The organism is Streptomyces sp. bgisy100, from assembly GCF_057709105.1.
On record NZ_JBYITE010000056.1, the window covers coordinates 16,557 to 37,948 of the forward strand.

Sequence of the window (21,392 nt, forward strand, 5' to 3'; positions counted from 1 at the left end):
GAAGACACTGCCTAGCCCTCGCGGCCGTTGTTGTTCAGACGGCGGAACACTCCTTAGGTTGAACCGATGCGCTTCCTCGACAAACTGAGCGGTACGAAACGACCCGGCAGCAATGTCACACCGCAGCCCACTGAGGACCTGAAGGCCATGCTGCTCAGCCTCAACGGACCTGACGTTCCCTACGTCGTACGCTACGGCGCCCAAGAAGGCGCACACCTGGTGGCCGAATGGCGGCTCATGGAGTCGGCCTGGCAAACGTACTTCGCCAGATCCCAGTTGAGCCGCCGCATCCGGATCCGTATGAGGTTTGTGCCGGGAAAGCGCGAGGTACGTGCACTCGACGAGCAGTGGAAGATCAAGTGGGTCGGCGGTGTCCCGGTTTCGTATGAATACGGACGCGGACCCGTTAACCAGAAGTCCTATAGGTGGACCATTGGGCGGGGAAAGGAGGGTGGTCTTGAAGTGACGGAGACCTTCCGCTTCGACAGCTCCGAACTGAAGGATCCCCTCCGGGACACCGTTATCAAGGCGGGGTGGACCTGGCGCGGAGTGACGCTCGGCAAGCTATGACCGGCTCACGGCGTCAAACGGCCATCGCTGGGTCACCGCGACCGCCTGATTCAACGCGACACCGACCATCACGCCAACCCCCAGCCATTTTGAACCACTTTCGCCAATTCTGTAATCCAGGACACCAAAACCGCAGCCGAGGCCGGCTAGACCTCGGGAAGGGTGGGATCGGGCGTCCAGGGAGCCGGTGCGGTGATGGACCAACGTTCGTGGTCGCGCCAGGCCCCGTTGATATAGAGATAGGCGGGCGACAGGCCTTCGTAACGAAAGCCCAGGCGCTGGACCAAGGCCAAGGACGCCTCGTTCGCCGACTGAATGCTGGCCTCCAGCCGGTGGAGCCGCAGGTCGTTGAAGGCGTGCTGCAGGGCGAGGGTGAGCCCTTCGGTCATGTAACCCCGTCCCGCAGACGGGGCGAAAGCCGCGTAGCCGAGGGACGCGCCCTGGTAGCGGCCCCGGATGATCGAGTTGAAGTTGACCATGCCGGCGGCTGCACCGGTCTCCTGAACGCGGATCACGAAGCCCCGGTTCGTACCGTCGTCGAAGCGGCGCATCCACCCCTGGAACTCCTCGGCGGTCGCGGGCAGCTGCATCCACGGCGCATGGAGCTCGGAGCTGCCCCGTACGAGCGAGCAGAACTCATCCTGGTCGGCGAGGGTGAGCGGGCACAGTTCGACTCGTGACGGCGTAAGGGGCATGGGCCAATGTTAGGGCTCTCTCCTGAGGCCGGAGCGGGGCCGCAAGGCCGGCATACGGGGGCCCGTTCGCGCGTCACGGTTGTGTAATACGGCGATTCGGGCAGGAACGCGCCGAACGTCACCCGCATCTCACCCGGCAGCAACGACGTTAGGAGTCGAAGATGCTGCACAAGCACTCTCGTCTGATCGCCGCCCCGGTCGCGGCTGCCGCCCTGATCCTCACCGCTGCCGGTTACCAGGCCAATGCGGCGGAGGCGCAGGCCTTAGGGCGTTCCGGCAAGCCGGCCGCGACGGCGGTCCCGTGCCTGGCCGACGCCACGACGCTGGTCGGCGATCTCGACGGTGACCGCCGCCCGGACAAGATCGTGAACCCTGGGCACACCGGCACCAGGATGACGGTCCAGTGGGGGACCGCGACCGGTACGTTCGGCGCGAAGCACGCCGTCAGCGAGCTTCTCGGCGCGAAGCGCGGGGAGATCGCGTCCGCCGCGGTCGCCGACTTCCAGAAGGACGGCACCCTGGACATGGTCGTCAACATCGTCAAGCCGGCCGGCGGGGACGACCCCGCGACGGCGCGCCTCGCGGAATACCGCCCCGGCCCGCTCAAGCGGTCGAACCTCAAGTCCGCCCACCCCCGGCACTCCGACATCGGCGAGCTCGGCGAGGCCAAGCAACTCCGGATCGCCAACTACGGCGGCGACGCGTACCCGGACCTCGCGATCCTCAACAACTCCGGCGACGGAGGGCTGGACCGGGACGTGCGCCTCACGAAGCCGGGCAGCGGCCCGGGGAGCTACGTCTACGAACAGCAGGTGAAGTACGGCGAGTTCGCGACCACGGGTGAGCCGCCGTCCATGCCCACCGACGGCTGGAAGCAGTTCTACAAGCCCTGCTCCTGACCACCCGCGGCGCCGCCGGTCCTCCTGCGGACCGGCGGCGCCCGCCTTCGCGGCGGCGGGTGTCAGGACCGGGCCGGCTCGAACCGCGCGATCTCGTCGGGGCCGGGCACGGAGAGCAGATGCTCGGCGCCACCGTCGAGTGCCCGGGCCGCTTCGGCCGAGCGCGGGAGCATCGACTGCTCGTAGCGCCGGACGGCGTGGCCGACGGTGGGGGAGCGGACGAGTGCGAGCGCGAGTTCGCAGGCGTCGAGCATGGCGAGGTTGACGCCGACACCGAGCGGCGGCATGAGGTGTGCGGCGTCTCCCAGGAGCGTCACTCCGGGCGAGTGCTCCCAGGTGTGCGGTACCGGCAGGGCGAAGATCGGACGGTCGACGTAGGCGCCGTCGTTGTCGGTGATCATCCGGAGTATCCGCGGTGACCAGGCCGCGTACTCGCGGAGCAGATGCGCGCGGATGCCCCGGGTGTCCTCGGGGCGGAGCCCGTTCGCCGCGATCCAGTCCGCGGGGACCCGCTGCATGAGGTACACGCGCATGTGCCCGCCGCTGTTGCGCTGTGCGAACAGCCCCCGCTCGCCGTCGGCGACATGAGCACTGCCTTTCCCGACCAGTCGGGACAGCTCGGGGTGCGCCCGCTCCATGGCGTCGAACCGTGCCTCGAGGAAGCCGACCCCGGTGTAGCGCGGTGTCGCGGGCGATACGGCGGCGCGAACGCGGGAGAAGGCGCCGTCGGCACCGATCACCAGATCCGTCTCGACGGCCGTCCCGTCCGTGAACATCAGGGTTCGCGGCCCGCTGGCCGGTCCGCTCACCGAGGTGAGAGCGCACCCCCACTGAACCGTTCCCGCAGCGAGTGAACGCAACAGGAGATCGCGCAGTTGTCCGCGGTCGATCTCGGGGCTGCCGGTCTCGCCCTCGTCCGGCAGATGGTGGGCGAGGACGCGCCCCGCCGGGTCCATCCGGCGCATTTCCTGCCCTTCGAGCCGGGCGAGCGAAAAGAACTCCTCCAGCAGGCCCGCCTCGCGGAGGGCGAACTGGCCGTCCTCCGGGCGCAGGTCGAGCGAGCCTCCCTGGTTGCGGGAGTTCACTTGCGGATCGCGGTCGTACACGGTCACCGCGATGCCGTGCCGCTGCAGGATGCGCGCGCACGTGAGGCCTCCCGGACCGGCGCCGATGATGCTGATCCGCGCGCCCGCGGGCGTCGGAGAGTCCACGGCGGACTCCTTTCGTCGGTGGGGTTCCCGATCACGCCGTGGCGTGGCGACGAGCGGTGCCGCGACCCCCTCGGGGCGGCGCCCCATGGCAGTCAGCAAAACAGAAACCAGTCCATAAATGCAACGGTTCCAGTTTCTGTCTCGTTCCAGTCATGGGGTACGGTGACGTCATGCCCGACTCTCCGACCGTTGGTCGTCGCGAGCGCAAGAAGGCCGCGACCAGGCAGACCATCGCCGACGCCGCCCTGGAGCTCTTCCTGGAGCACGGTTTCGAGCGAGTGAGCGTCCGCGACGTCGCCGAACGGGCCGACGTGTCGACGACGACCCTCTTCGCGCACTTCCCGAGCAAGGAGGCGCTGGTCTTCGACCGCGAGGAAGAAGTCGAGGCAGGGCTGATCGCCGCCGTGCGTGAACGGCCCGAGGGCCGGAGTGTGATCGAGGAGCTTCGTGCCCACGCGCTGAAGTCCTGGGTGCCCATCGCGTCGGACCCTCGCCTGCGTCGGTTCGCCGCGCTGGTGGACCGGACACCTGCGCTCCGCGAGTACGCGGAGCGCATGTGGATGCGCCATGCGGGCGCCCTCGGCGCCGCGATCGCGGAGGAACTCGGCCGGGAGGCGGGCGATCTCGCGTGCTCGGCGCTCGCGCGGTTCGTCCTGGAGGTCCCGGCGTTGATCAGGGGCCGACGCGACCCGAGCGCTGCCGTGGAGACGGCGTTCGACCTCTTGGTCCACGGCTGGCGGTCGCAGTGTGAATCCGAGGGTGCCGTGAAGGGCTCCGGCAAGGGCTGAGGTATCGAGCCGGGTCGGCCGCGCGGCTCATAGGGGCGCTGTCTCTGGTGAGGTGATGAGGCGCCAGGGCGGAATGGCGGGACGGCTGAGCCGTCCCCGTCCCGGGCCGCCCGCACCCTCGCCTGCGCGGCGGCCGAGCGTACTTCGTTCCTTCGGTCGCACCTGCACCGGGTCGTCCGGGATCAACCCCGGCCCGTATGTCAATGCCCCTGCCCGGGCTGCCGGTCCACGACCTTGTGTGCACGCTTCGGGGCTGCTGGGGCGCCCATGGCGCCCTCGCTGCCCGCCGGGTGTCGGGAGCTTCACGGTCCTCGTCGAAGTGGATGGGTCATCGAGCGCGGGGTCGGTCGGCCTGTCCTGTCATGCGTAACCAGGAGACCCCGGCCGTTCACTCCGATAACATGATCGAACTTACGGACGATCGCCCTGATCGTCCACTCTTGACTAGAAAGCCATGCAATCCAGCACGAAAAGTGAGTTATTCGGCCAACAACTGACAAATCGGTCAAACAATTGATACCTATAGCATCGCGGATGTTCTCGCGAATAAGCTCCAGAGTTCCTTTCGTTGCGGCGCGTCCACCGCGGGCTGCCCTGTGGGCCGTGGCGGGGGTGGTGGCCCTCGGATTCCTCCTCGCGCTGGAGATCGCCGCGCGTCGCTTCGGTCAGCCGGGGCCGATCACCAACCAGGCGCGAGAGGTGATCTTCGCCCCCAAGTCGGGGCCACTGCTGTACGCGGGCATGGCGTTGATGATGGTGGTGCTCACCTGGCGGCAACGGTTCATCGCGGCCGGTGCCGCGATCGGCATCGATGCCGTCTTCTTGTTCCTGCGGTGGCCGGTCGAGGCGGCACCGGGCTCCGGCCACCCCTTCGGCAACGGCGCGTTGTGGGTGGTTCTGGCCTGTGCCGTCATCGCTGTCACGCGCCGCACGGGCCGGGAACGGACCCTGCTGCTGAAGGGCGTCGGGCTGGCCCTGCTGCTGGTGGCCGGCCGCAAGACCGGTGACACCTGGCTGCTCATCACCTCGAAGACCCGCCCGACGGTGCTCGATCAGTACCTGGCCACCGCCGATCACGCGCTGGGCGACCCGTCGTGGGTGGCAGGCAGGATCGTCCAGGCCGCCGGCCCGATCGGCGCCCACGTTCTCGACTACGTCTACATCCAGCTCGCGGTGGCCGCGGTCGTCGTCACGGCGTACCAGCTGCGTCATGTGGCGGTCGAGCGCCGCTTCCCGGCCCACCATCTGGTGCGCACGTTCCTGGTCATCGGCCTTCTCGGACCGGGCATCTACATGATCTTCCCGGTGGTCGGACCGATCTTCGCTTACGGCGCCGACGGCGGGCAGTGGGCGGTGGCCGACCTGTGGCCGAACACGCCGCCGCCGATCGGCACCCCGCAGTCGATGCCCTTCAACGAGATCACTCCGCGCAACTGCATGCCCAGCCTGCACACGGCGTGGGCCACCGCGATCTTCATTCATTCCCGCAAGGGCCCACGGGTTCTCCGGCTCGGAGGCACGTTCTGGCTGATCGCGACCCTGGGCGCGACCCTGGGATTCGGTTACCACTACGGCGTGGACCTCGTGGCCGGCGTGGTGTTCACGCTCACCATCGAGACGGCACTGCGCTCGCACGCCCGTGGCTGGGACCGGTCGGGAATCCAACTGGCCGCCTACGGCGCGACGGTCTTCACCGGGCTCCTGCTGGCGTATCGCTATCTGCCGCTGGAGATGAGCCGGCATCCGTGGGTGTTCGGACCTCTGCTCCTGCTGGCGATGGCCTCAGTGATCGTCGGCTACGTGCGGACCACCGAACGGTGGGAACGGACGGCCGCACCGGCGGGACAACTCCGGCCGGAGCAGGAGGAGCTCGGCGTGCCGTGCCCCGAGAGCCCGCCCCACTCCTCGACGGCCGGCAGTCACGACCGGGAACTCATAGCGGCGCCACCGCTGACCGCCCACCACTCTGCGGACCCGGCCCCGACCGCTCTGATCGCCGCACGCACCCACCCACCGCGCCCCTGAGAGCCCGGCCGGCGGTTTGCACAGCTGCTTGACGCACCCGTCGCTCGGCCCTTGTGGCCACCGTCGCGGCGGGGCGGGCGGAGGTGAGCGCGGCCAGGCCGACGGTGACCGCGGCATGGGCGCGTCCCCGGCAGCCTCCCCGGCCCACCAGGGGCCGACCGAGGCTGCCGGTCCGGCACACGGGAGGTCAGGTGGCGGGTGCGTGGTCCGGGCTGAGGCCGTCGAAGGCGACCAGCAGGCGTTCCGGACCGCGCAGGATGGCGTTCTCCCGGTACGGCGGCGGGTCGGTGACCAGGCGCGGTGCCTGAAGTCTGCGGGCGAGCGCGGTGAAGGCGATCTGCGCTTCCGCGCGGGCGAGTGTGGCCCCGATGCAGTAGTGGAGGCCGCCGCCGAAACCGAGGTGGGCGTTGTCGGCCCGGTCGGGGACGAACCGGTCGGGGTCGTCGAACCGCATGGCGTCCCGGTTCCCCGCCGCGAGCATGAGACGGATGCGCGAGCCCCGGGGAATGGTGGTGCCGGCGATGTCGATGTCGGCCAGGGCGCTGCGGGCGGACATCTGTACGGGCGGGTCGTAGCGCAGCACCTCCTCCACCAGCGGTGTGGCCAGGTCAGGATCGGCACGGAGCCGGGCGAGGACGTCGGGGTTGCGCAGCAGGGCGAGGGTGCCGTTGGCGATGAGGTTGACGGTGGTCTCATGTCCGGCGATCAGCAGCAGGCCGAGGGTGACGCGCAGCTGCACCGGGTTCATCACCTCGTCCGGATCCGGGTGGAACATCAGGCCGGACAGCAGGTCGTCGCCGGGGTCGGTGCGGCGCTCGGCGATGAGCCCTTCGAGGTAGGCGACCAACTCGCCGCGGGCTTCGTCGAGTGCGCGGAGCTCTTCCTCGGTCTGGGTGTCGACAGGGTCCAGGCCCCGGGTGAGGCGCCGGGCGAGGCTGCCGAAGAGGGCCTCGTCCTCGGGCGGCACGCCCAGGAGTTCGCAGATCACCGTGACCGGCAGCGGGTAGGCCAGATCGGCGACGACGTCGAGCCTGCCGGGGCCGTCGCCGATGTGGGCGTCGAGCAGCCGGGCGACCAGCTCGCCGAGGTGGTCGCGCATGCCCATGATCCGGGGGATGAACTCCTCGGTGACCACACGGCGCAACTGGTCGTGCAGGGGCGGGTCCTGCATGAGCAGGCTCCTCGCCGCTTTGGGGATCTTGTTCTGCGGGTCGAGGCGGTCGGCGCTGCTGCGCGGGTCGTGCAGCAGTTGCCGGATCTCCCGGTAGCCGCTGACCAGCCAGGAGCCGTCGTCCAGCCGGTCGACCGGCCGGCGGCGCATCCGGGCGTAGGAGGGGTAGGGATCGGCTCGGTGATCCTGCCGCAGGACCTGGGCGAACAGGTCGCCGGCCGAGGGTGCCGTGGATGTGGTCATGAGGGCTCTTTCGTTCACCGGTGTGCGGTCGGGGCGGGGGCGGTGGCCGGCGGTGTGCGGTCGCCGTGGTCCCGGGTGCGGTGGGCGTCACGGCCGGGGAACCCGGCGTCGACGGGGTCGAGGCGGTCCGGGCCGTCGGTGGCGCCCAGCACGGGTGGGAAGGGTGCGCCGGCTTCGGTGAGCGCGGCGTAACCGTCCAGCACGCGGGGGGAGTCGACCGCCACGGCGCCCACCATCCTGCCCTTGAGTCCGTAGGCGGCGACGAACCGCCGCTGGTCGAGCGATCCCTGGGTGACGACGACCTGGTCGGCGAGGGCCGGCACACCGACGGACTTGAGGTAGCGGCCGAACTGCTGTGACCAGAAGGCGGGCAGCGGTTGGTGGACGCGCTTCTCGCCCGGGCCGTGGGTGATGTTGTGGGCGACGGTGCGCGCCTGGGCGACGGCGTTGTCCCAGTGGTCCAGGCGCAGCAGCTCCCCTGGGTAGAGGGGGTGCGGCCAACGGGCGACGTCACCGGCGACGAAGATCTCCTCGACCGGCCGCCCGTCGGTGGCCACGGCCCGGCAGCCACCGTCGCTCACCACGCCGCGGCTGTCGGCGGCGAGCCCGGAGCCGGCCAGCCACTCGGTGTTGGCCAGCGGGCCCGTGGCGACCACCGCCACCTCGGCGTCCACCACCGTGCCGTCGGACAGCACGGCCCGGCGCAACCGGCCGGAGAGATCGCCTTCCAGGGCGTGGACCGTGGTGTTGAGCCGCAGGTCCACCCCGGCCTCGCGGTACCAGCCGGCCGTGGCCCGGCCGATCGCCCCGCCCAGCGCGCCGGCCATCGGCGCCGCGCCGCGTTGCGTCACCGTCACGGCTAGCCCCGACTCGCGGCAGGAGGAGGCGACTTCGCCACCGGTGAAGCCGGCGCCGATGACCAGGACCCGGGACGGACCGGCCGTCAGCGCGCCGCGCAGCCGCTCGGCGTCCTCGCGGGTGCGCAGCACCTGCACACCCGCCAGGCCGCCCCCGGCCTCGGCGGGCCAGCGGCGCGCCCGGGTGCCGGTGGCGATCAGCAGGCGGTCGTACTCCACCCGCCGGCCGTCGGCCAGCTCCACCCGGCGGCCCGGCACCTCCAGTCCGGCCGCGGGGGTGCCCAGCAGCCAACGGGCGTCGATGTTGCGGACCCGGGGCAGCGTGATGCGGTCGCAGCAAAGCCGCCCGGACAGCACCGCCTTCGACAGCGGCGGCCGGTCGTACGGCTCGTGGGGCTCGTCCCCGATCAAGGTGAGCTCCCCGGCGAACCCTGCGTCACGCAGGGCTTCGGCCGCGCGCAGCCCGGCCAGGGAGGCGCCGACCACCACGATCCGACCGGTGCGCAGCCCTGCGGCGTCCGACGCGTTCACCGGCCGTCTCCGTTCGTGCCGGGGGCGGGCTCGGTGGCGCCGCCGAGCGTGATCGCCTGGACCGGGCAGGCGGCAGCGGCCCGCTCCACCTCGCGGCGGAGGCCGGCTCCGGGGGCGTAGTCGTACTCCAGCGACTCCTCGCCGTGGAACCGGAACACCGTCGGGGCGGCGTAGACGCACTGCCCGTAGCTCTGGCAGCGGTTCAGGTCCACCACGAGCCGCAGGGGCTGCGGCGGGGGCTGCGTGATCATCTCTTTCCCTTTCCTCGCAGGTCGGGGGGTCGGCGCGGCGGCGTGTGCGCCGTACGCGACTGGTCAGTGACCATTCACCGTGGGATAGCGATCCATATTCGAATAGTGATCGCTATCAGGACTGTACACGCCATCCGAGCGTTGACATAGCGATCACTATGTGAATAGCCTCTTCGATGTGAACACTGAGAGTGATGAACCTGTCCGCCGGCGGCTGAGCCGGGCGGAGGCCAAGGCGCGTACCCGTGCGCTCCTGCTGGAGGCGGCGGCGCGGGTCTTCGCCCGCAAGGGCTTCACCGGTGCCTCCGTGGAGGAGATCGCCGAGGCGGCGGGCTTCTCCATCGGTGCGCTGTACTCCAACTTCGGCGGCAAGGAGGCGCTGTTCCTCGAGTTGCTCTCCCACCGCCAGACCGGTCGCATCGCCGAAGCCGCCCAGGCGCTGGAACGGCATCCGGCGGGTACCGGGGAGGCCGCCGCCGAAGTCGGCCGACTCCTGATCGACGTTGCCGACAAGGACATGGACTTCGCCCCGCTACAGGCCGAGTTCTGGCTCTACGCAGTCCGCAATCCGCACGTCCTGGACACCATGGCGGCCAACCTGAGCGCACCCCGCCAGGCACTGCAACAAGTGATCAGTACGTCCCTCGCCCAGCACGGCGCCCCCGCCGAGGTCTCCGCCGAGGCCGTGGCCACCGTGGTGACGGCCTTGTTCGACGGCCTGGTGCGCCAGCGGCGCATCGACCCGGCCGGCGTGCCCGAAGATCTCTTCCCCAACGCCCTGCAGTGGCTGTTCGCCGGTATCACCGCCGGGACGGCGCCCGCGGCCACCGACGCCGACTGACCGGAACCCCGGCGGCTGTTCATCCGGCTGACCGGAACCCGGCGGCCTTCCATCCGGCTGACCAACCGCTCCGGCAGCGGCCGTGGGTCCGCTGCCGGGCCGTCGGCGGGGCGGCGGTGCGCGTGCCGGTGCCCCGCACCGCCCGATGCTCCGTCCGTCCGATGCCCTGCACCGCCCGCCCCCATACGTCGCCGCGCCCCCATACGTCGCCGCGCCCCGCACCGCCCGAGCCCCGTACGTCCGCGCCCCGCACCGCCCGATGCTCCAGACCGTCCGTGCCCTGCACCGTCCGGTGCTCACCCGATTCCTGCGAAGGAGCCACTTCATGAAGGCTCACCGCAAGACTGCCCGCCCCCACGACACAGCCGCCCCCAGCGCCCTCAGACTGCGCGTCTCCTACGCGGGCATCGGCACATTCATGGCGTTCACCTGGATCGGAGAAGGCGACGCACCGGCGTGGGAACACGCCCTGCGCACCCTCGCCATCCTGCTGATCCTCCCGCCCGTGCTCCTGCGGACCAACCGCCGCCTTCTGCACAAGCTCTACGAGGCCGCCCGCCCCGCACCGGTCATAGCCCAACTGATCACGGCACGGCTCGTCATCATCACGGCCGCCTTCGGCGCCAGCAGCCTGCTCGGCCACCTGCTGGACCCGCACGCCGCCCGGTCCCCGGTCATGCCGGCCGTCGGACTCCTGATCCTCCTCCTCAGCATCCCCGTACAGATCCGCCGGGCCCACCGAATGCGGGCCCGCGCCGTCCACCCCGCGGCGCGGCCCGACCTCTCCGCACCACGCCTGATGCTCGCGAAACTGGCCTTGGTCGTCGCCGCGCTCCTGACCCAACTGCTCGTGGGCGCGTACATGGACGGCGCCACCTTCGTTGCCGCGGCGGCCATCGTGATCACAACAGCCGCCCTGGGCCCCAGGGTTCACCACCGACTGCTGGTCAGCCGGAATCCCAGCGCGGCGAGGGAACCGGTCGCCGACGGAGTCTGACCGTCCGCGGGGCGTTTCGCGCCGCCGGCCCGGGAGGCGGGCCGGTCGGTCCGCCGCCCTCGGCACCGGTGTTCCGGGTGGGCGGGGTCAGGGCCGGCGGTGCCGGATCGCGACCGCCGCGACGTCGTCGCCGATACGCCCCTCGACGTGACGTGTGAGGTCTTCGCGCAGCTGTCGGACCAGCGTCCGGGGCGGTTGGGCGCTCCATCCGGCCGCTCGCTCGGCCAGCGGGTAGAAGCGGCCTGCCGCGTCACGCGCCTCCAGCACCCCATCGGTGTAGAGGAGCAGCAGGTCCCCGGGGCGGAAGGTGAAGGTCTCGATGCTGTACTCGGGTGCGCCGGGGAGACCTCCCAGCCCCAGGGGCGGGGCGGGCCGGTCGACCGGGAGGGGAGCGGCCCGGCCGTCGCGGAGGATCATGGGCGCCGGGTGGCCGCAGCTGACGATGTGGACCACGGGGTCGTCGTCGGGGATGTCGAGCAGGATCGCCGTGGCGAAGGACTCCTCGGTGTCCGGTGCCGGATCGGTCCGCCATTGGCCGGCGTCCCACCGCATGGCTCCGTCGAGGTGGATGGCGAGGTTCGTCAGCGTCGCCTGCCGGTGGGCCGCGGCGCGGAAGGCACCGAGCAGCAGAGCCGCGTGGCTGATCGCCGGCAGACCCTTGCCCCGGACGTCCCCGATCAGCAGGCGTGTGCTGGTGGTGGTGCGGGCAGCCGCGAAGAGGTCGCCGCCGATGACGGCTTGGTCCTCGGCGGCGAGGTAGAGGGAATCGATCTCCAGCGGCCCGCTGCGCTCGGGGAGCGGGCGGAGCAGCACATCCTGGGCCGTTCGGGCGATGGAGCGGCTCTGATGCAGCTGGTCCGCGTGCCGGTCCCTGATCAGGCAGAACACCACGACCATGACCGATACGAGGCTCAGGGCGGCGATCTGGGCCTGCAGGTTCTCGGTCGTCAGCTCACCGCCGACCGCACCGATCACGATCTGGGCCGTGATGGCCAGCAGCCCGATCAGCGCCGCCAGGCGGGGGCCGGCGAAGGCCGCTGTGATCGCGGGGGCCACCACCAGAAGGGGGCCCAGGTGGATGTCGGGGGGAGCGAGGATGTCGATCGTGCAGACCGCGATGATCAGCACGAGCGGGATGAGCACCAGCGCACGCCCTGGTCTCCAGGAACGCTGGATGTCCATCAGCTGCCGAAAAGACACCTTCCATGATCTCACCCCCACCGGTCCCGGCACGTGCAGGCAGCTCCACGATCACCCCTGGGGCCGGTCGCGGGATGTGGGAACGGATCGCGGACGCGGCCCGCCGGATGCACGAGGTGCCCGTGTCGGGGTGCCCGTTCCGGCGGGGCCTGGACACCATGGTCGCCGTGGCGCACGACGTCGTGGCCCGTAACGGCGTGAACGCCTTGGCTGCCAGAGCCCTGTCCGGCTCGTCCGAGACAGTTCACAGCCGTCCTGCCGACCGTCGAACTCCTCCGGCGGGTGCACCGAATCATGGCTCGGTTCAACGGCAGCGCCGTAGATATGTGTACTTCCTCCAAGATCCTGACTGCGCTGCAGTCGTGACCGGTGATCGCGCCGGTCCTCACCCGGACGTGAAGATCATTGCGGGGCCCGGAGGCGGGCTCACACGAGTTCAGGGGGAGGAGACCCAGGTGACCACCGGGTATTCGATATTTGCTGAAACAATGGCCGACCTCACGTATCCGGAAGTCGAGGCGGCGGTCGACCGGGGAGCATACGTGCTCCTGCCCACCGGTGTCATAGAGCAGCACGGTCCCCACCTGCCGCTGGGGACCGATGCCTACGGCGCTTATCAACTGTGTCGGCTCGTGAAGGCGGAGTTGGAGCGGCGTGGGGTGGAGACGCTGATCGCTCCGCCGGTTTTCTGGGGCATCAATCAGGTCTGTGCGAGCTTCGCCGGGACCTTCCGAACCCGTCCCGAGACAGCAGTCGCCCTGCACACCGACATCCTGGATTCCCTGGCCACGGACGGCTTCGAACACATCTTCGTCATCAACCACCAGGGGGACATCGCCCACAACCGGATGCTGCTGGACGTTGTGCGGAGCCGGCACGAGATGGGGCATACCGGTGTCGTGCTGGTGGAACCCGACTTCATCGCCGACCGGCTCGGAGACGCCGCGCAGACGCCTGCCGTGGGTGTCTTTGCCATGCAGCCCTTGTTCGAAGGTCTGGAGTTGACCGGCGAATTGGGTGTGCACGCGGAGGAGATCGAAAGCGCATTGATGATGCGCTGGTTCCCCGAGATCGTCGACTACGACGCCATGGAACGACTGAAGCCGACCGGCCTGGGCCGGGAGGACCTGATGGAATGGCGGAAGGGCGGCGAGCACGCCCGACGGGTGACACCGCAAGGCTTCTTCGGCGCTCCCAGCCCCAAGGACCCCTTCCTGTGGAAATTTCATCAGCGCATGGCTCGCGCCATGGCGGACGTCGTGATCGACACGTCACGGACTCCTGGCAGCTGAGCCGATGTGTGTTGACGTGAGCCTGGCTGAGCAGAGGGTGTGGCTCGGGGCGACGGGCCGGTGAGACCGGGTGAGCCATGCGGATGGGCTCCCGCCCGTCGAGTGACTGCCCGGCGCATACAGGGAGTGAAGCCGGGCGCCCGACTACGACCGGGCGCCCCACCCCCAGCTGACCGGGTGGCCCCCGGCGGCAGCTTCAAGTCCCGCGAGCGTCGCACGGGCCGACCGTCGAGCGACTGCCCTGGCCGGCCGGGGCCGTGATGTGCGGCAGGCGAAGGAGAGACGGACGTCATCGCCTACCGCAACGATCGGACCCGGTGGCCAGGGAAGCCCGTCAAGAGGTCCTGCCCGTCCGGTCGTTCAGTTCTGCGCGGTCCCGGTCAGGCCCTCGAGCTCCAGGGTGTTGCCCTTGTAGGCCAAGGCGTTGAAGTTGATGCGCCGGTTCTCCTTCAGCTCCCCGGAGAATTCGCAAGCCGTCCAGCCCACGCCGCTGCCCTTGAAATCCCTGCAGTCGAAGACCGTCTGCGGGTTGCCCGCATACATGACGCGCATGTAGATGCTCATTCCGTCGGACCGCATGTCCTTGACGTAGAACTTGTCGCCGCTCGGATCGAAACACACCTTGCCGTGGGTCTTCCTGCCGCCCTCCGAGTACACGAAAGTGCAGCGAACCGTCCTGCTCGGATTCGGTACACCGGAGTCGGCGACGTCCTTGGCGTTCTTCACATGGGTGGCCCACCCGGGACTGTCGGCGTCCCCGGCCTGCACCGTGGCCGGAGAGGTGGGGGCAGCGGGGGTCGCGAATGCCGGTGCGGCCATCAGGCCGAGGGTGAGGCCGCCGGCAGCGACGAGGGCTCCCGCTGATGTGAGAGTACGCATTGATTCCTCCCATGGAAATTGCGAATCACCATATGGCTGGCCGCTTCAGGGCAGTTGCTGTCGCCGCGGGCCCCGGTCCGTCGCCCGGCGGAGAACTCCTGTTATCAGCACCTGGGTCGCTCGCCTGTCCGGAATTCCAGTTCGCCCGAGGCTGCCGGCGCCCTACCGGTCGACCGCCCCTCGTCGGCCTCGCTCCACGATGCAGGAATGCGGCCAGTGGGTCGTGAGCGCAGCGTGCACAACTGTGTTGGCACTGAGTTCACTCGTGGCCGCGGAGGGGCCGGCCCGGCGGCTGTGGGGGGCCTGATCCTGCCCGGAGGCGAGGCGCCCCCGTGTTGTCCGGGGGCGCTGCCCGTGGCGGTTTCGGTCATGGGAGCTCGGGTGAAGGAACCTCGCCTGCCGGCACCGTCTGCTGCGACGCGAGGCACCGGACACCGTCCTGCGACACGAGGCGCCGTCCTACGAACGAGGCGCCGGACGCCGTTCCGCGACGCGAGGCGCCGGACGCCGTCAAGGATGTGTCAAAGGCATGACTGCCACCGTCAGGGAGCCGTCAAGGGCGTCATTACTCGCAGGTAGGAGAGGTTTCCTTCCTTGTGGCGCCCGCTTTCCGTGGGCCCGTCTCCGTCCGAAAGAGTTCTAGGAGTGCACGGTGGCCGACATGGCCTTCGTCGTCACCACGATCGCGGGTTTCGCGCTGGTGGCGCTCATCGCCAAGGGGGTGGCGAAGCTGTGACCGTCGAGAACGTTGTCGGCCTGGTCGTGGCCGTCGCCCTGCTGGGCTATCTCGTCCTCGCCCTCATTTTCCCGGAGAGGTTCTGAGCACGACATGAGCCCTGTCCTCGCCGGTGTGCTCCAGCTGCTCGCGCTGACCGCAGCGCTCGCTCTGGCATACCGCCCTCTCGGCGACTCCATGGCCGCGGTGTACAGCTCCCGCAAGCACCTGCGCGCCGAGAAGTGGATCTACCGCGCCATCGGCGCCGACCCGGACACCGAGATGCGGTGGCCCGCGTATCTGCGCGGCGTACTCGCCTTCTCCGCCATCGGCGTCCTCTTCCTGTACCTGCTGCAGCGCCTCCAGGGCGGCCTGCCCGGCTCGCTCGGCTTTGCGTCGATCGATCCGGACCAGGCGTTCAACACCGCCGCGTCGTTCGTCTCCAACACCAACTGGCAGTCGTACTACGGCGAGCAGGCCATGGGCCACGTCGTGCAGACCGGCGGCCTCGCGGTGCAGAACTTCGTCTCCGCCGCCGTGGGGATCGCGGTCGCGGTGGCTCTCGTCCGGGGCTTCGCCCGCTCCCGCACCGGGGAACTCGGAAATTTCTGGGCCGACCTGGTGCGCGGGACCGTCCGCATCCTGATACCGATCGCCGTCGTCGGCGCGATCGTCCTGGTCGCGTGCGGCGCGATCCAGAACTTCGCCGGCATCCACGAAGTGGGCACGCTCACCGGCGGCACCCAGCAGATCAACGGCGGTGCGGTGGCCTCCCAAGAGGTCGTCAAGCTGGTGGGCACCAACGGCGGCGGCTACTTCAACGCCAACTCCGCTCACCCCTTCGAGAATCCGACCGGCTTCTCCAATCTCTTTCAGATCTTCCTCATCCTGCTCGTCCCGTTCGCGCTGACCCGGACCTTCGGGAGGATGGTCGGCAACGTTCGGCAGGGTTACGCGATCCTCGCCACCATGGCCACGATCTGGCTGGCCTTCGCCGGGCTGATGATGTGGACCGAGTTCCACCACAGCGGACCGGCTCTGGAGGCCGCGGGCGGTGCGATGGAGGGCAAGGAGACCCGCTTCGGGGTCGGAGCCTCCTCGATCTTCGCGGTGAGTACCACGCTGACCTCGACCGGTGCGGTGGATTCCTTCCACTCCTCCTTCACCGGATTCGGCGGCGGCATCACCCTGCTGGGCATGATGCTCGGCGAGATCGCGCCCGGCGGTGTCGGATCGGGCCTCTACGGCATGCTGATCATGGCCGTCATCGCGGTGTTCGTCGCCGGACTGATGGTCGGCCGCACCCCGGAGTACCTGGGGAAGAAGCTCGGCACCCGCGAGATCAAGCTCGCCGCCTGCTTCATCCTCGTCACCCCGGCCCTGGTGCTCTGCTTCACCGCCCTGTCGACGGCACTGACCGCGCCCCAGGAGTCGATCTACAACACGGCCGCGAACGCGGCCGGCCACAGTGGAGCACACGGCTTCTCCGAGGTGCTCTACGCCTACACCTCCGGCGCCAACAACAACGGTTCCGCCTTCTCCGGGCTGAGCGCCGACACGCCCTGGTACAACACCACGATCGGCCTGGCCATGCTGCTCGGCCGCTTCCTTCCGATGGTGTTCGTCCTGGCGCTCGCGGGATCCCTCGCCGAACAGACGCCCGTCCCCCGGACCGCGGGCACGCTCCGGACCGAGAAGCCGCTCTTCGCCGGACTCCTGGTCGGCACGATCGTCATCATCACCGGCCTCACCTACTTCCCGGCGCTGGCCCTGGGTCCGCTGGCGGAAGGGCTGGCGTCATGACCCACGACACCACGCACGAGGAGCACCGCTCCATGTCCACCGCCCCTCCCACTCCGGCGCCCCCTCAGGACATACCGGTCGGTCACGGGCCGGGCCGGGTCGGCGGCGGCCTGTTCGACCCCCGGCAGTTGCTCGCCTCCCTGCCGGACGCGTTCCGCAAGCTCGACCCGCGGGTGATGGCCAAGTCCCCGGTGATGTTCGTGGTCGAGATCGGCTCCGTGGTCACCACGGCGCTGGCGATCACGGACCCGTCCGACTGGTTCGGCTGGGTCATCACCGCCTGGCTGTGGCTGACGGTGATCTTCGCAAACCTGGCGGAGGCGGTGGCCGAAGGCCGCGGCAAGGCCCAGGCGGACACCCTGCGCAAGGCCAGGACCGACACCGTCGCCCGTCGCCTCGACGGCACCACCGAGGAGCGGGTGCCGGGCACCGAACTGCGCGTCAGCGATCTCGTCGTGTGCGAGGCCGGCGACATCATCCCCGGCGACGGAGACGTCGTCGAAGGCGTCGCCTCGGTCGACGAGTCGGCCATCACGGGTGAGTCCGCCCCGGTGATCCGGGAGTCCGGTGGCGACCGCAGCGCGGTCACCGGCGGTACGAAGGTGCTCTCCGACCGGATCGTCATCAGGATCACGACCGAGCCCGGAGAGACCTTCATCGACCGGATGATCTCTCTGGTGGAGGGGGCCGCCCGGCAGAGGACGCCCAATGAGATCGCGCTGAACATCCTTCTCGCGTCCCTCACCGTCGTCTTTCTCCTCGCGGTGGTCACCCTCCAGCCCTTCGCGATCCATGCCGGGGCCGAGCAGTCCCTGATCGTGCTCACCGCGCTGCTGGTGTGCCTGATTCCCACGACGATCGGTGCCCTGCTCTCCGCCATCGGAATCGCCGGTATGGACCGGCTCGTTCAGCGCAATGTGCTCGCCATGTCCGGCCGGGCGGTCGAGGCCGCCGGCGACGTCTCCACACTGTTGCTGGACAAGACCGGCACCATCACGCTCGGCAACCGCCGAGCGGCGGAGTTCCTGCCGCTCCGAGGCATCACGGCCGCAGAGCTCGCTGACGCGGCCCAACTCTCCTCCCTCGCCGACGAGACACCCGAGGGCCGCTCGATCGTGGTCCTCGCCAAGGAGACGTACGGCCTGCGCGAACGGCACCGGGGCGAGCTCGCCCACGCCGAGTGGGTGCCCTTCACGGCGCAGACCCGCATGTCCGGCGTGGACGTCGACGGCCACAAGGTCCGCAAGGGCGCCACCGGCTCCGTCATCGCCTGGGTCCAGGAACGCGGCGGAACGGTCGCCGACGACGCCGACGAGAAGGCCAACACCATCTCCGAGGCCGGCGGCACCCCGCTGCTCGTCGCCGTCGAGGACGCCGACGGGCCCCGCGTCCTGGGCGTCATCCACCTCAAGGACGTCGTCAAGGACGGCATGCGGGAACGGTTCGACGAGCTGCGCCGCATGGGCATCAGGACCGTCATGATCACGGGCGACAATCCGCTGACCGCCAAGGCGATCGCGGACGAGGCGGGCGTCGACGACTTCCTCGCCGAGGCGACGCCCGAGGACAAGATGGCGCTGATCAAGCGGGAGCAGGCCGGCGGCAAGCTGGTCGCGATGACGGGCGACGGCACGAACGACGCCCCGGCGCTGGCCCGGGCGGACGTCGGGGTGGCCATGAACACCGGCACCTCGGCCGCCAAGGAGGCCGGGAACATGGTGGATCTGGACTCCGACCCGACCAAGCTCATCGAGATCGTGGAGATCGGCAAGCAGCTGCTCATCACCCGCGGCGCACTGACCACCTTCTCCATCGCCAACGATGTCGCGAAGTACTTCGCGATCATTCCCGCGATGTTCGCCGTGGCCCATCCGGGGCTGGACAAGCTCAACATCATGGGTCTGGCCTCTCCGGAGTCCGCGATCCTCTCCGCGGTGATCTTCAACGCCCTGGTCATCATCGCGCTGGTGCCGCTCGCCCTGCGGGGTGTGCGCTACCGGCCGATGAGCGCCGACCGGATGCTCCGCCGCAACCTCGGCATCTACGGCCTGGGCGGCCTGGTGGCGCCCTTCATCGGCATCGAACTCATCGACCTGCTCATCTCCCTCGTACCGGGCATCGGGTGACCGCCATGAACAACACCGTCGGCAACACCGCACGACTGGCCGGGGCAGGGCTGCGCGCCCTCCTCGTACTGACCCTGATCTGCGGCGTCATCCACCCGCTGCTGATCACCGGCGTCGCCCAGGTCCTGTTCCACGACAAGGCCGACGGGTCGGAGGTGACGAAGGACGGCAGGGTCGTCGGCTCCGCGCTCTACGGCCAGACCTTCGACCTGCCGAAGAAGGACCCCCAGGACGCCGAGGAGGCGCCGCGGCCGGACCCGAAGTGGTTCCAGCCCCGCCCCTCCGCCGCCGGCCCCAACACCGTCAACACGCAGTACAGCATCCTGCTCTCCGGCGCCTCCAACCTCGCCGCCGACAGCACGGTCCTCAAGGACACCGTCACCGAACGCCGCACCGCCTACGCCGAGTTCAACGGCGTGGAGAAGACACGGGTCCCCGTGGACGCCCTCACCGCCTCCGCCTCCGGGATCGACCCCGACATCTCACCGGAGAACGCCCGGCTGCAGGCCGCACGTGTCGCCCGGACCAACCACCTGGACGAAGGCAGGGTCGAACAACTGGTGAAGGACCACACCGACGGGCGCACCGCCGGGTTCCTCGGCGAGCCGCATGTCAACGTCCTCCGACTCAATATCGCGCTGAGGGACCTGACCCGGCACTGACGGTCCCGGCAGCGGGAGTCGGGAACCGCAGGAGCTCCCCGTACGCCTCGGCACCTGTCCATGGCCTCCGGGTACAACCTGGTCGGCCGGCCACCGGTGATCGCCGTGGCCCGGGGGAGGGCTCGCGTCCTCATTCGCCGTGAATCGCTGGACGACATGAGCCGGCGCGACATCGGCCTGTAGCGCTGAGCAGCCACGCGTGCCGAGCCTCCGCCGGTTCCTCCCGGCGGGGGCTCGCCGCGCGCGCCTGGAGGTGCTGCGTCGGTGCCCATGCACGGGTCCCTGCGTGCCCCGGGCAGGCCGGGCTGCTGCCCAGCGCCTGCGGTGAGGGGTGGGAGCCGGGCCGGCTCCGGCGCCTGCACGATGCCCGGAGCGGCGGCGCTTCTCTCGCCCGCGGCCGGGTACCCGGAGGGCACAGAGAGTGTGCGCCCGGTGGGCTCTCGGAGGGTGAGCAGATGCGCAGTGTCGGAGTCGAGGAAGAGCTCCTGCTGGTGGATCCGGTCACCGGGGAGCCGCAGGCGCTGTCGACAGCGGTGCTGGCAGCGGCCTCGCGGGGCGCGGACCGCGACGGGGGCTCGGTGTTCGAGTCGGAGCTCCACCGGGAGCAGCTGGAGTTCGCCACCCGTCCGCAGACCTGTATGCGGGAGCTCGGGACCGAGCTTCGCCGCTGGCGTGCTGAGGCTGCCCGGCACGCCGGGCGCATGGGTGCCGCGGTGGCCGCGCTGGCCACGTCGCCGCTCCCGGTGAGCCCCTCCATCAGCTCCGATGAGCGATACCTGTGGCTCCGGCGGGAGTTCGGGCTGACCGCTCAGGAGCAGCTGACGTGCGGCTGTCACGTCCACGTGTCGGTGGACTCGGACGAGGAGGGGGTGGGGGTGCTCGACCGGATCAGGCCCTGGCTGTCGGTGCTGCTCGCGCTGAGCGCGAACTCGCCCTTCTGGCAGGGTGCGGACAGCGAGTACAGCAGCTACCGCAGCCGGGTGTGGGGACGGTGGCCGTCGGCGGGCCCGGTGGAGATCTTCGGTTCCGCGCGGCGCTATCACGAGCAGGTGGAGGCGATGCTCGGCACCGGTGCCCTCCGCGACAAGGGGATGGTGTACTTCGACGCGCGGCTCTCCCACACCTATCCGACCGTCGAGGTACGGGTGGCGGACGTGTGCCTCGACCCCGCGACGACGGTCCTGCTGGCCACGCTGACCCGCGGCCTGGTGGAGACCGCGGCCCGCCAGTGGCAGTCGGGCGAGCCCCCCGCCTCGCACGGGGTGGGCCTGCTGCGGCTGGCCTCCTGGCGCGCCGGCCGCTCCGGCCTCGAGGGACGGCTGATCCACCCGGCCACCCTCGCCCCGGAGCCTGCCGGGACCGTGGTCCGTGCACTGTTCGACCATGTCCGCGACGCGCTGGACGGCGACGACCTGCCGCTCGCCCGGGAGGGGCTCGACCAGGTCCTGAAGGACGGCACCGGGGCACGCGTCCAGCGTGATCTGCTGAACCGGACCGGCAGCCTGCGTGCCGTGGTCGCCGCGTGCCTGGAGGACGCCCCGGAGTGACCTCCGCCGTGCCTGCGACCCGGGCGGTCCGTCCGGCGCCAACGGTCAAGGGCCCTTTGGCCTGCGCTTCCGGTCATGAGCAGGCCGCC

19 protein-coding genes are annotated in these 21,392 nt (G+C 70.0%); 12 read left to right on the forward strand and 7 right to left on the reverse strand.

Annotated elements, in window-relative coordinates; translation table 11 throughout:
* Nucleotides 1-66 precede the first annotated feature (66 nt).
* Entirely contained in the window at nucleotides 67-570 is a 504-nt protein-coding gene (locus AC3EQ1_RS27315) for a hypothetical protein (RefSeq protein WP_432096997.1), read from the forward strand.
* Nucleotides 571-716: 146 nt separating this feature from the next.
* Here the strand turns inward: AC3EQ1_RS27315 and AC3EQ1_RS27320 are convergent, their stop codons facing one another.
* Nucleotides 717-1,265 carry a GNAT family N-acetyltransferase gene (locus AC3EQ1_RS27320; protein ID WP_432096998.1) on the reverse strand — a complete coding sequence of 183 codons (549 nt, stop codon included), beginning with the start codon at nucleotides 1,263-1,265 and terminating at the stop codon, nucleotides 717-719.
* Between the two features lie 161 nt (nucleotides 1,266-1,426).
* Between AC3EQ1_RS27320 and AC3EQ1_RS27325 the strand changes: the two genes are divergently transcribed.
* Nucleotides 1,427-2,164: an FG-GAP repeat domain-containing protein gene (locus AC3EQ1_RS27325; RefSeq protein WP_432096999.1), complete on the forward strand. Its 738-nt coding sequence runs from the start codon at nucleotides 1,427-1,429 to the stop codon at nucleotides 2,162-2,164.
* Nucleotides 2,165-2,226: 62 nt separating this feature from the next.
* On the opposite strand, the gene AC3EQ1_RS27330 is transcribed toward AC3EQ1_RS27325, so the two are convergent.
* On the reverse strand, nucleotides 2,227-3,375 hold the full coding sequence (locus AC3EQ1_RS27330) for an FAD-dependent oxidoreductase (protein WP_432097000.1): 1,149 nt from the start codon (nucleotides 3,373-3,375) through the stop codon (nucleotides 2,227-2,229).
* Nucleotides 3,376-3,545: 170 nt separating this feature from the next.
* Here AC3EQ1_RS27330 and AC3EQ1_RS27335 point away from each other — a divergent pair, with 170 nt between their 5' ends.
* Nucleotides 3,546-4,163 carry a TetR/AcrR family transcriptional regulator gene (locus tag AC3EQ1_RS27335; RefSeq protein ID WP_432097001.1) on the forward strand — a complete coding sequence of 206 codons (618 nt, stop codon included), beginning with the start codon at nucleotides 3,546-3,548 and terminating at the stop codon, nucleotides 4,161-4,163.
* A gap of 534 nt (nucleotides 4,164-4,697) precedes the next feature.
* On the forward strand, nucleotides 4,698-6,188 hold the full coding sequence (locus AC3EQ1_RS27340; RefSeq protein ID WP_432097002.1) for a phosphatase PAP2 family protein: 1,491 nt from the start codon (nucleotides 4,698-4,700) through the stop codon (nucleotides 6,186-6,188).
* Nucleotides 6,189-6,375: 187 nt separating this feature from the next.
* Here the strand turns inward: AC3EQ1_RS27340 and AC3EQ1_RS27345 are convergent, their stop codons facing one another.
* The 3 genes from AC3EQ1_RS27345 to AC3EQ1_RS27355 are packed head-to-tail and all read right to left on the reverse strand — an operon-like array spanning nucleotide 6,376 to nucleotide 9,241.
* Complete coding sequence (locus AC3EQ1_RS27345) at nucleotides 6,376-7,602, reverse strand: cytochrome P450 (protein ID WP_432097003.1); 1,227 nt, start codon at nucleotides 7,600-7,602, stop codon at nucleotides 6,376-6,378.
* A gap of 14 nt (nucleotides 7,603-7,616) precedes the next feature.
* The gene (locus AC3EQ1_RS27350; RefSeq protein ID WP_432097004.1) at nucleotides 7,617-8,990 is read right to left on the reverse strand and encodes an NAD(P)/FAD-dependent oxidoreductase; all 1,374 of its coding nucleotides are present in this window, start codon (nucleotides 8,988-8,990) and stop codon (nucleotides 7,617-7,619) included.
* On the reverse strand, nucleotides 8,987-9,241 hold the full coding sequence (locus AC3EQ1_RS27355; RefSeq protein ID WP_432097005.1) for a ferredoxin: 255 nt from the start codon (nucleotides 9,239-9,241) through the stop codon (nucleotides 8,987-8,989). The genes AC3EQ1_RS27350 and AC3EQ1_RS27355 overlap by 4 nt, the downstream gene beginning before the upstream one ends.
* A 178-nt stretch (nucleotides 9,242-9,419) precedes the next feature.
* On the opposite strand from AC3EQ1_RS27355, the gene AC3EQ1_RS27360 reads away from it, so the two are divergent.
* Nucleotides 9,420-10,082, forward strand: a complete 663-nt coding sequence (locus AC3EQ1_RS27360) for a TetR/AcrR family transcriptional regulator (RefSeq protein ID WP_432097006.1) — start codon at nucleotides 9,420-9,422, stop codon at nucleotides 10,080-10,082.
* A gap of 325 nt (nucleotides 10,083-10,407) precedes the next feature.
* The gene (locus AC3EQ1_RS27365) at nucleotides 10,408-11,079 is read left to right on the forward strand and encodes a hypothetical protein (protein ID WP_432097007.1); all 672 of its coding nucleotides are present in this window, start codon (nucleotides 10,408-10,410) and stop codon (nucleotides 11,077-11,079) included.
* An 87-nt stretch (nucleotides 11,080-11,166) separates the two neighbouring features.
* Here the strand turns inward: AC3EQ1_RS27365 and AC3EQ1_RS27370 are convergent, their stop codons facing one another.
* On the reverse strand, nucleotides 11,167-12,279 hold the full coding sequence (locus AC3EQ1_RS27370) for a PP2C family protein-serine/threonine phosphatase (RefSeq protein WP_432097008.1): 1,113 nt from the start codon (nucleotides 12,277-12,279) through the stop codon (nucleotides 11,167-11,169).
* Between the two features lie 455 nt (nucleotides 12,280-12,734).
* On the opposite strand from AC3EQ1_RS27370, the gene AC3EQ1_RS27375 reads away from it, so the two are divergent.
* A complete protein-coding gene (locus tag AC3EQ1_RS27375) occupies nucleotides 12,735-13,571 on the forward strand; it encodes a creatininase family protein (protein WP_432097009.1) in 837 nt (278 codons plus the stop codon).
* A 360-nt stretch (nucleotides 13,572-13,931) separates the two neighbouring features.
* On the opposite strand, the gene AC3EQ1_RS27380 is transcribed toward AC3EQ1_RS27375, so the two are convergent.
* Entirely contained in the window at nucleotides 13,932-14,450 is a 519-nt protein-coding gene (locus AC3EQ1_RS27380; protein WP_432097010.1) for a hypothetical protein, read from the reverse strand.
* 732 nt (nucleotides 14,451-15,182) lie between these two features.
* On the opposite strand from AC3EQ1_RS27380, the gene kdpF reads away from it, so the two are divergent.
* The 5 genes from kdpF to AC3EQ1_RS27405 all read left to right on the forward strand — a co-directional run bounded on the left by kdpF (nucleotide 15,183) and on the right by AC3EQ1_RS27405 (nucleotide 21,303).
* Nucleotides 15,183-15,272, forward strand: a complete 90-nt coding sequence (gene kdpF, locus AC3EQ1_RS27385; protein ID WP_037770757.1) for a K(+)-transporting ATPase subunit F — start codon at nucleotides 15,183-15,185, stop codon at nucleotides 15,270-15,272.
* A gap of 7 nt (nucleotides 15,273-15,279) precedes the next feature.
* Entirely contained in the window at nucleotides 15,280-16,968 is a 1,689-nt protein-coding gene (kdpA, locus tag AC3EQ1_RS27390; RefSeq protein WP_432097011.1) for a potassium-transporting ATPase subunit KdpA, read from the forward strand.
* Nucleotides 16,965-19,094, forward strand: coding sequence for a potassium-transporting ATPase subunit KdpB (gene kdpB, locus AC3EQ1_RS27395; protein WP_432097012.1), 2,130 nt, complete (start codon nucleotides 16,965-16,967; stop codon nucleotides 19,092-19,094). Before kdpA ends, kdpB begins: the two co-directional genes overlap by 4 nt.
* A gap of 5 nt (nucleotides 19,095-19,099) precedes the next feature.
* Complete coding sequence (gene kdpC, locus AC3EQ1_RS27400) at nucleotides 19,100-19,756, forward strand: potassium-transporting ATPase subunit KdpC (RefSeq protein ID WP_432097013.1); 657 nt, start codon at nucleotides 19,100-19,102, stop codon at nucleotides 19,754-19,756.
* A gap of 455 nt (nucleotides 19,757-20,211) precedes the next feature.
* On the forward strand, nucleotides 20,212-21,303 hold the full coding sequence (locus AC3EQ1_RS27405) for a glutamate--cysteine ligase 2 (protein WP_432097014.1): 1,092 nt from the start codon (nucleotides 20,212-20,214) through the stop codon (nucleotides 21,301-21,303).
* Nucleotides 21,304-21,392 lie beyond the last annotated feature (89 nt).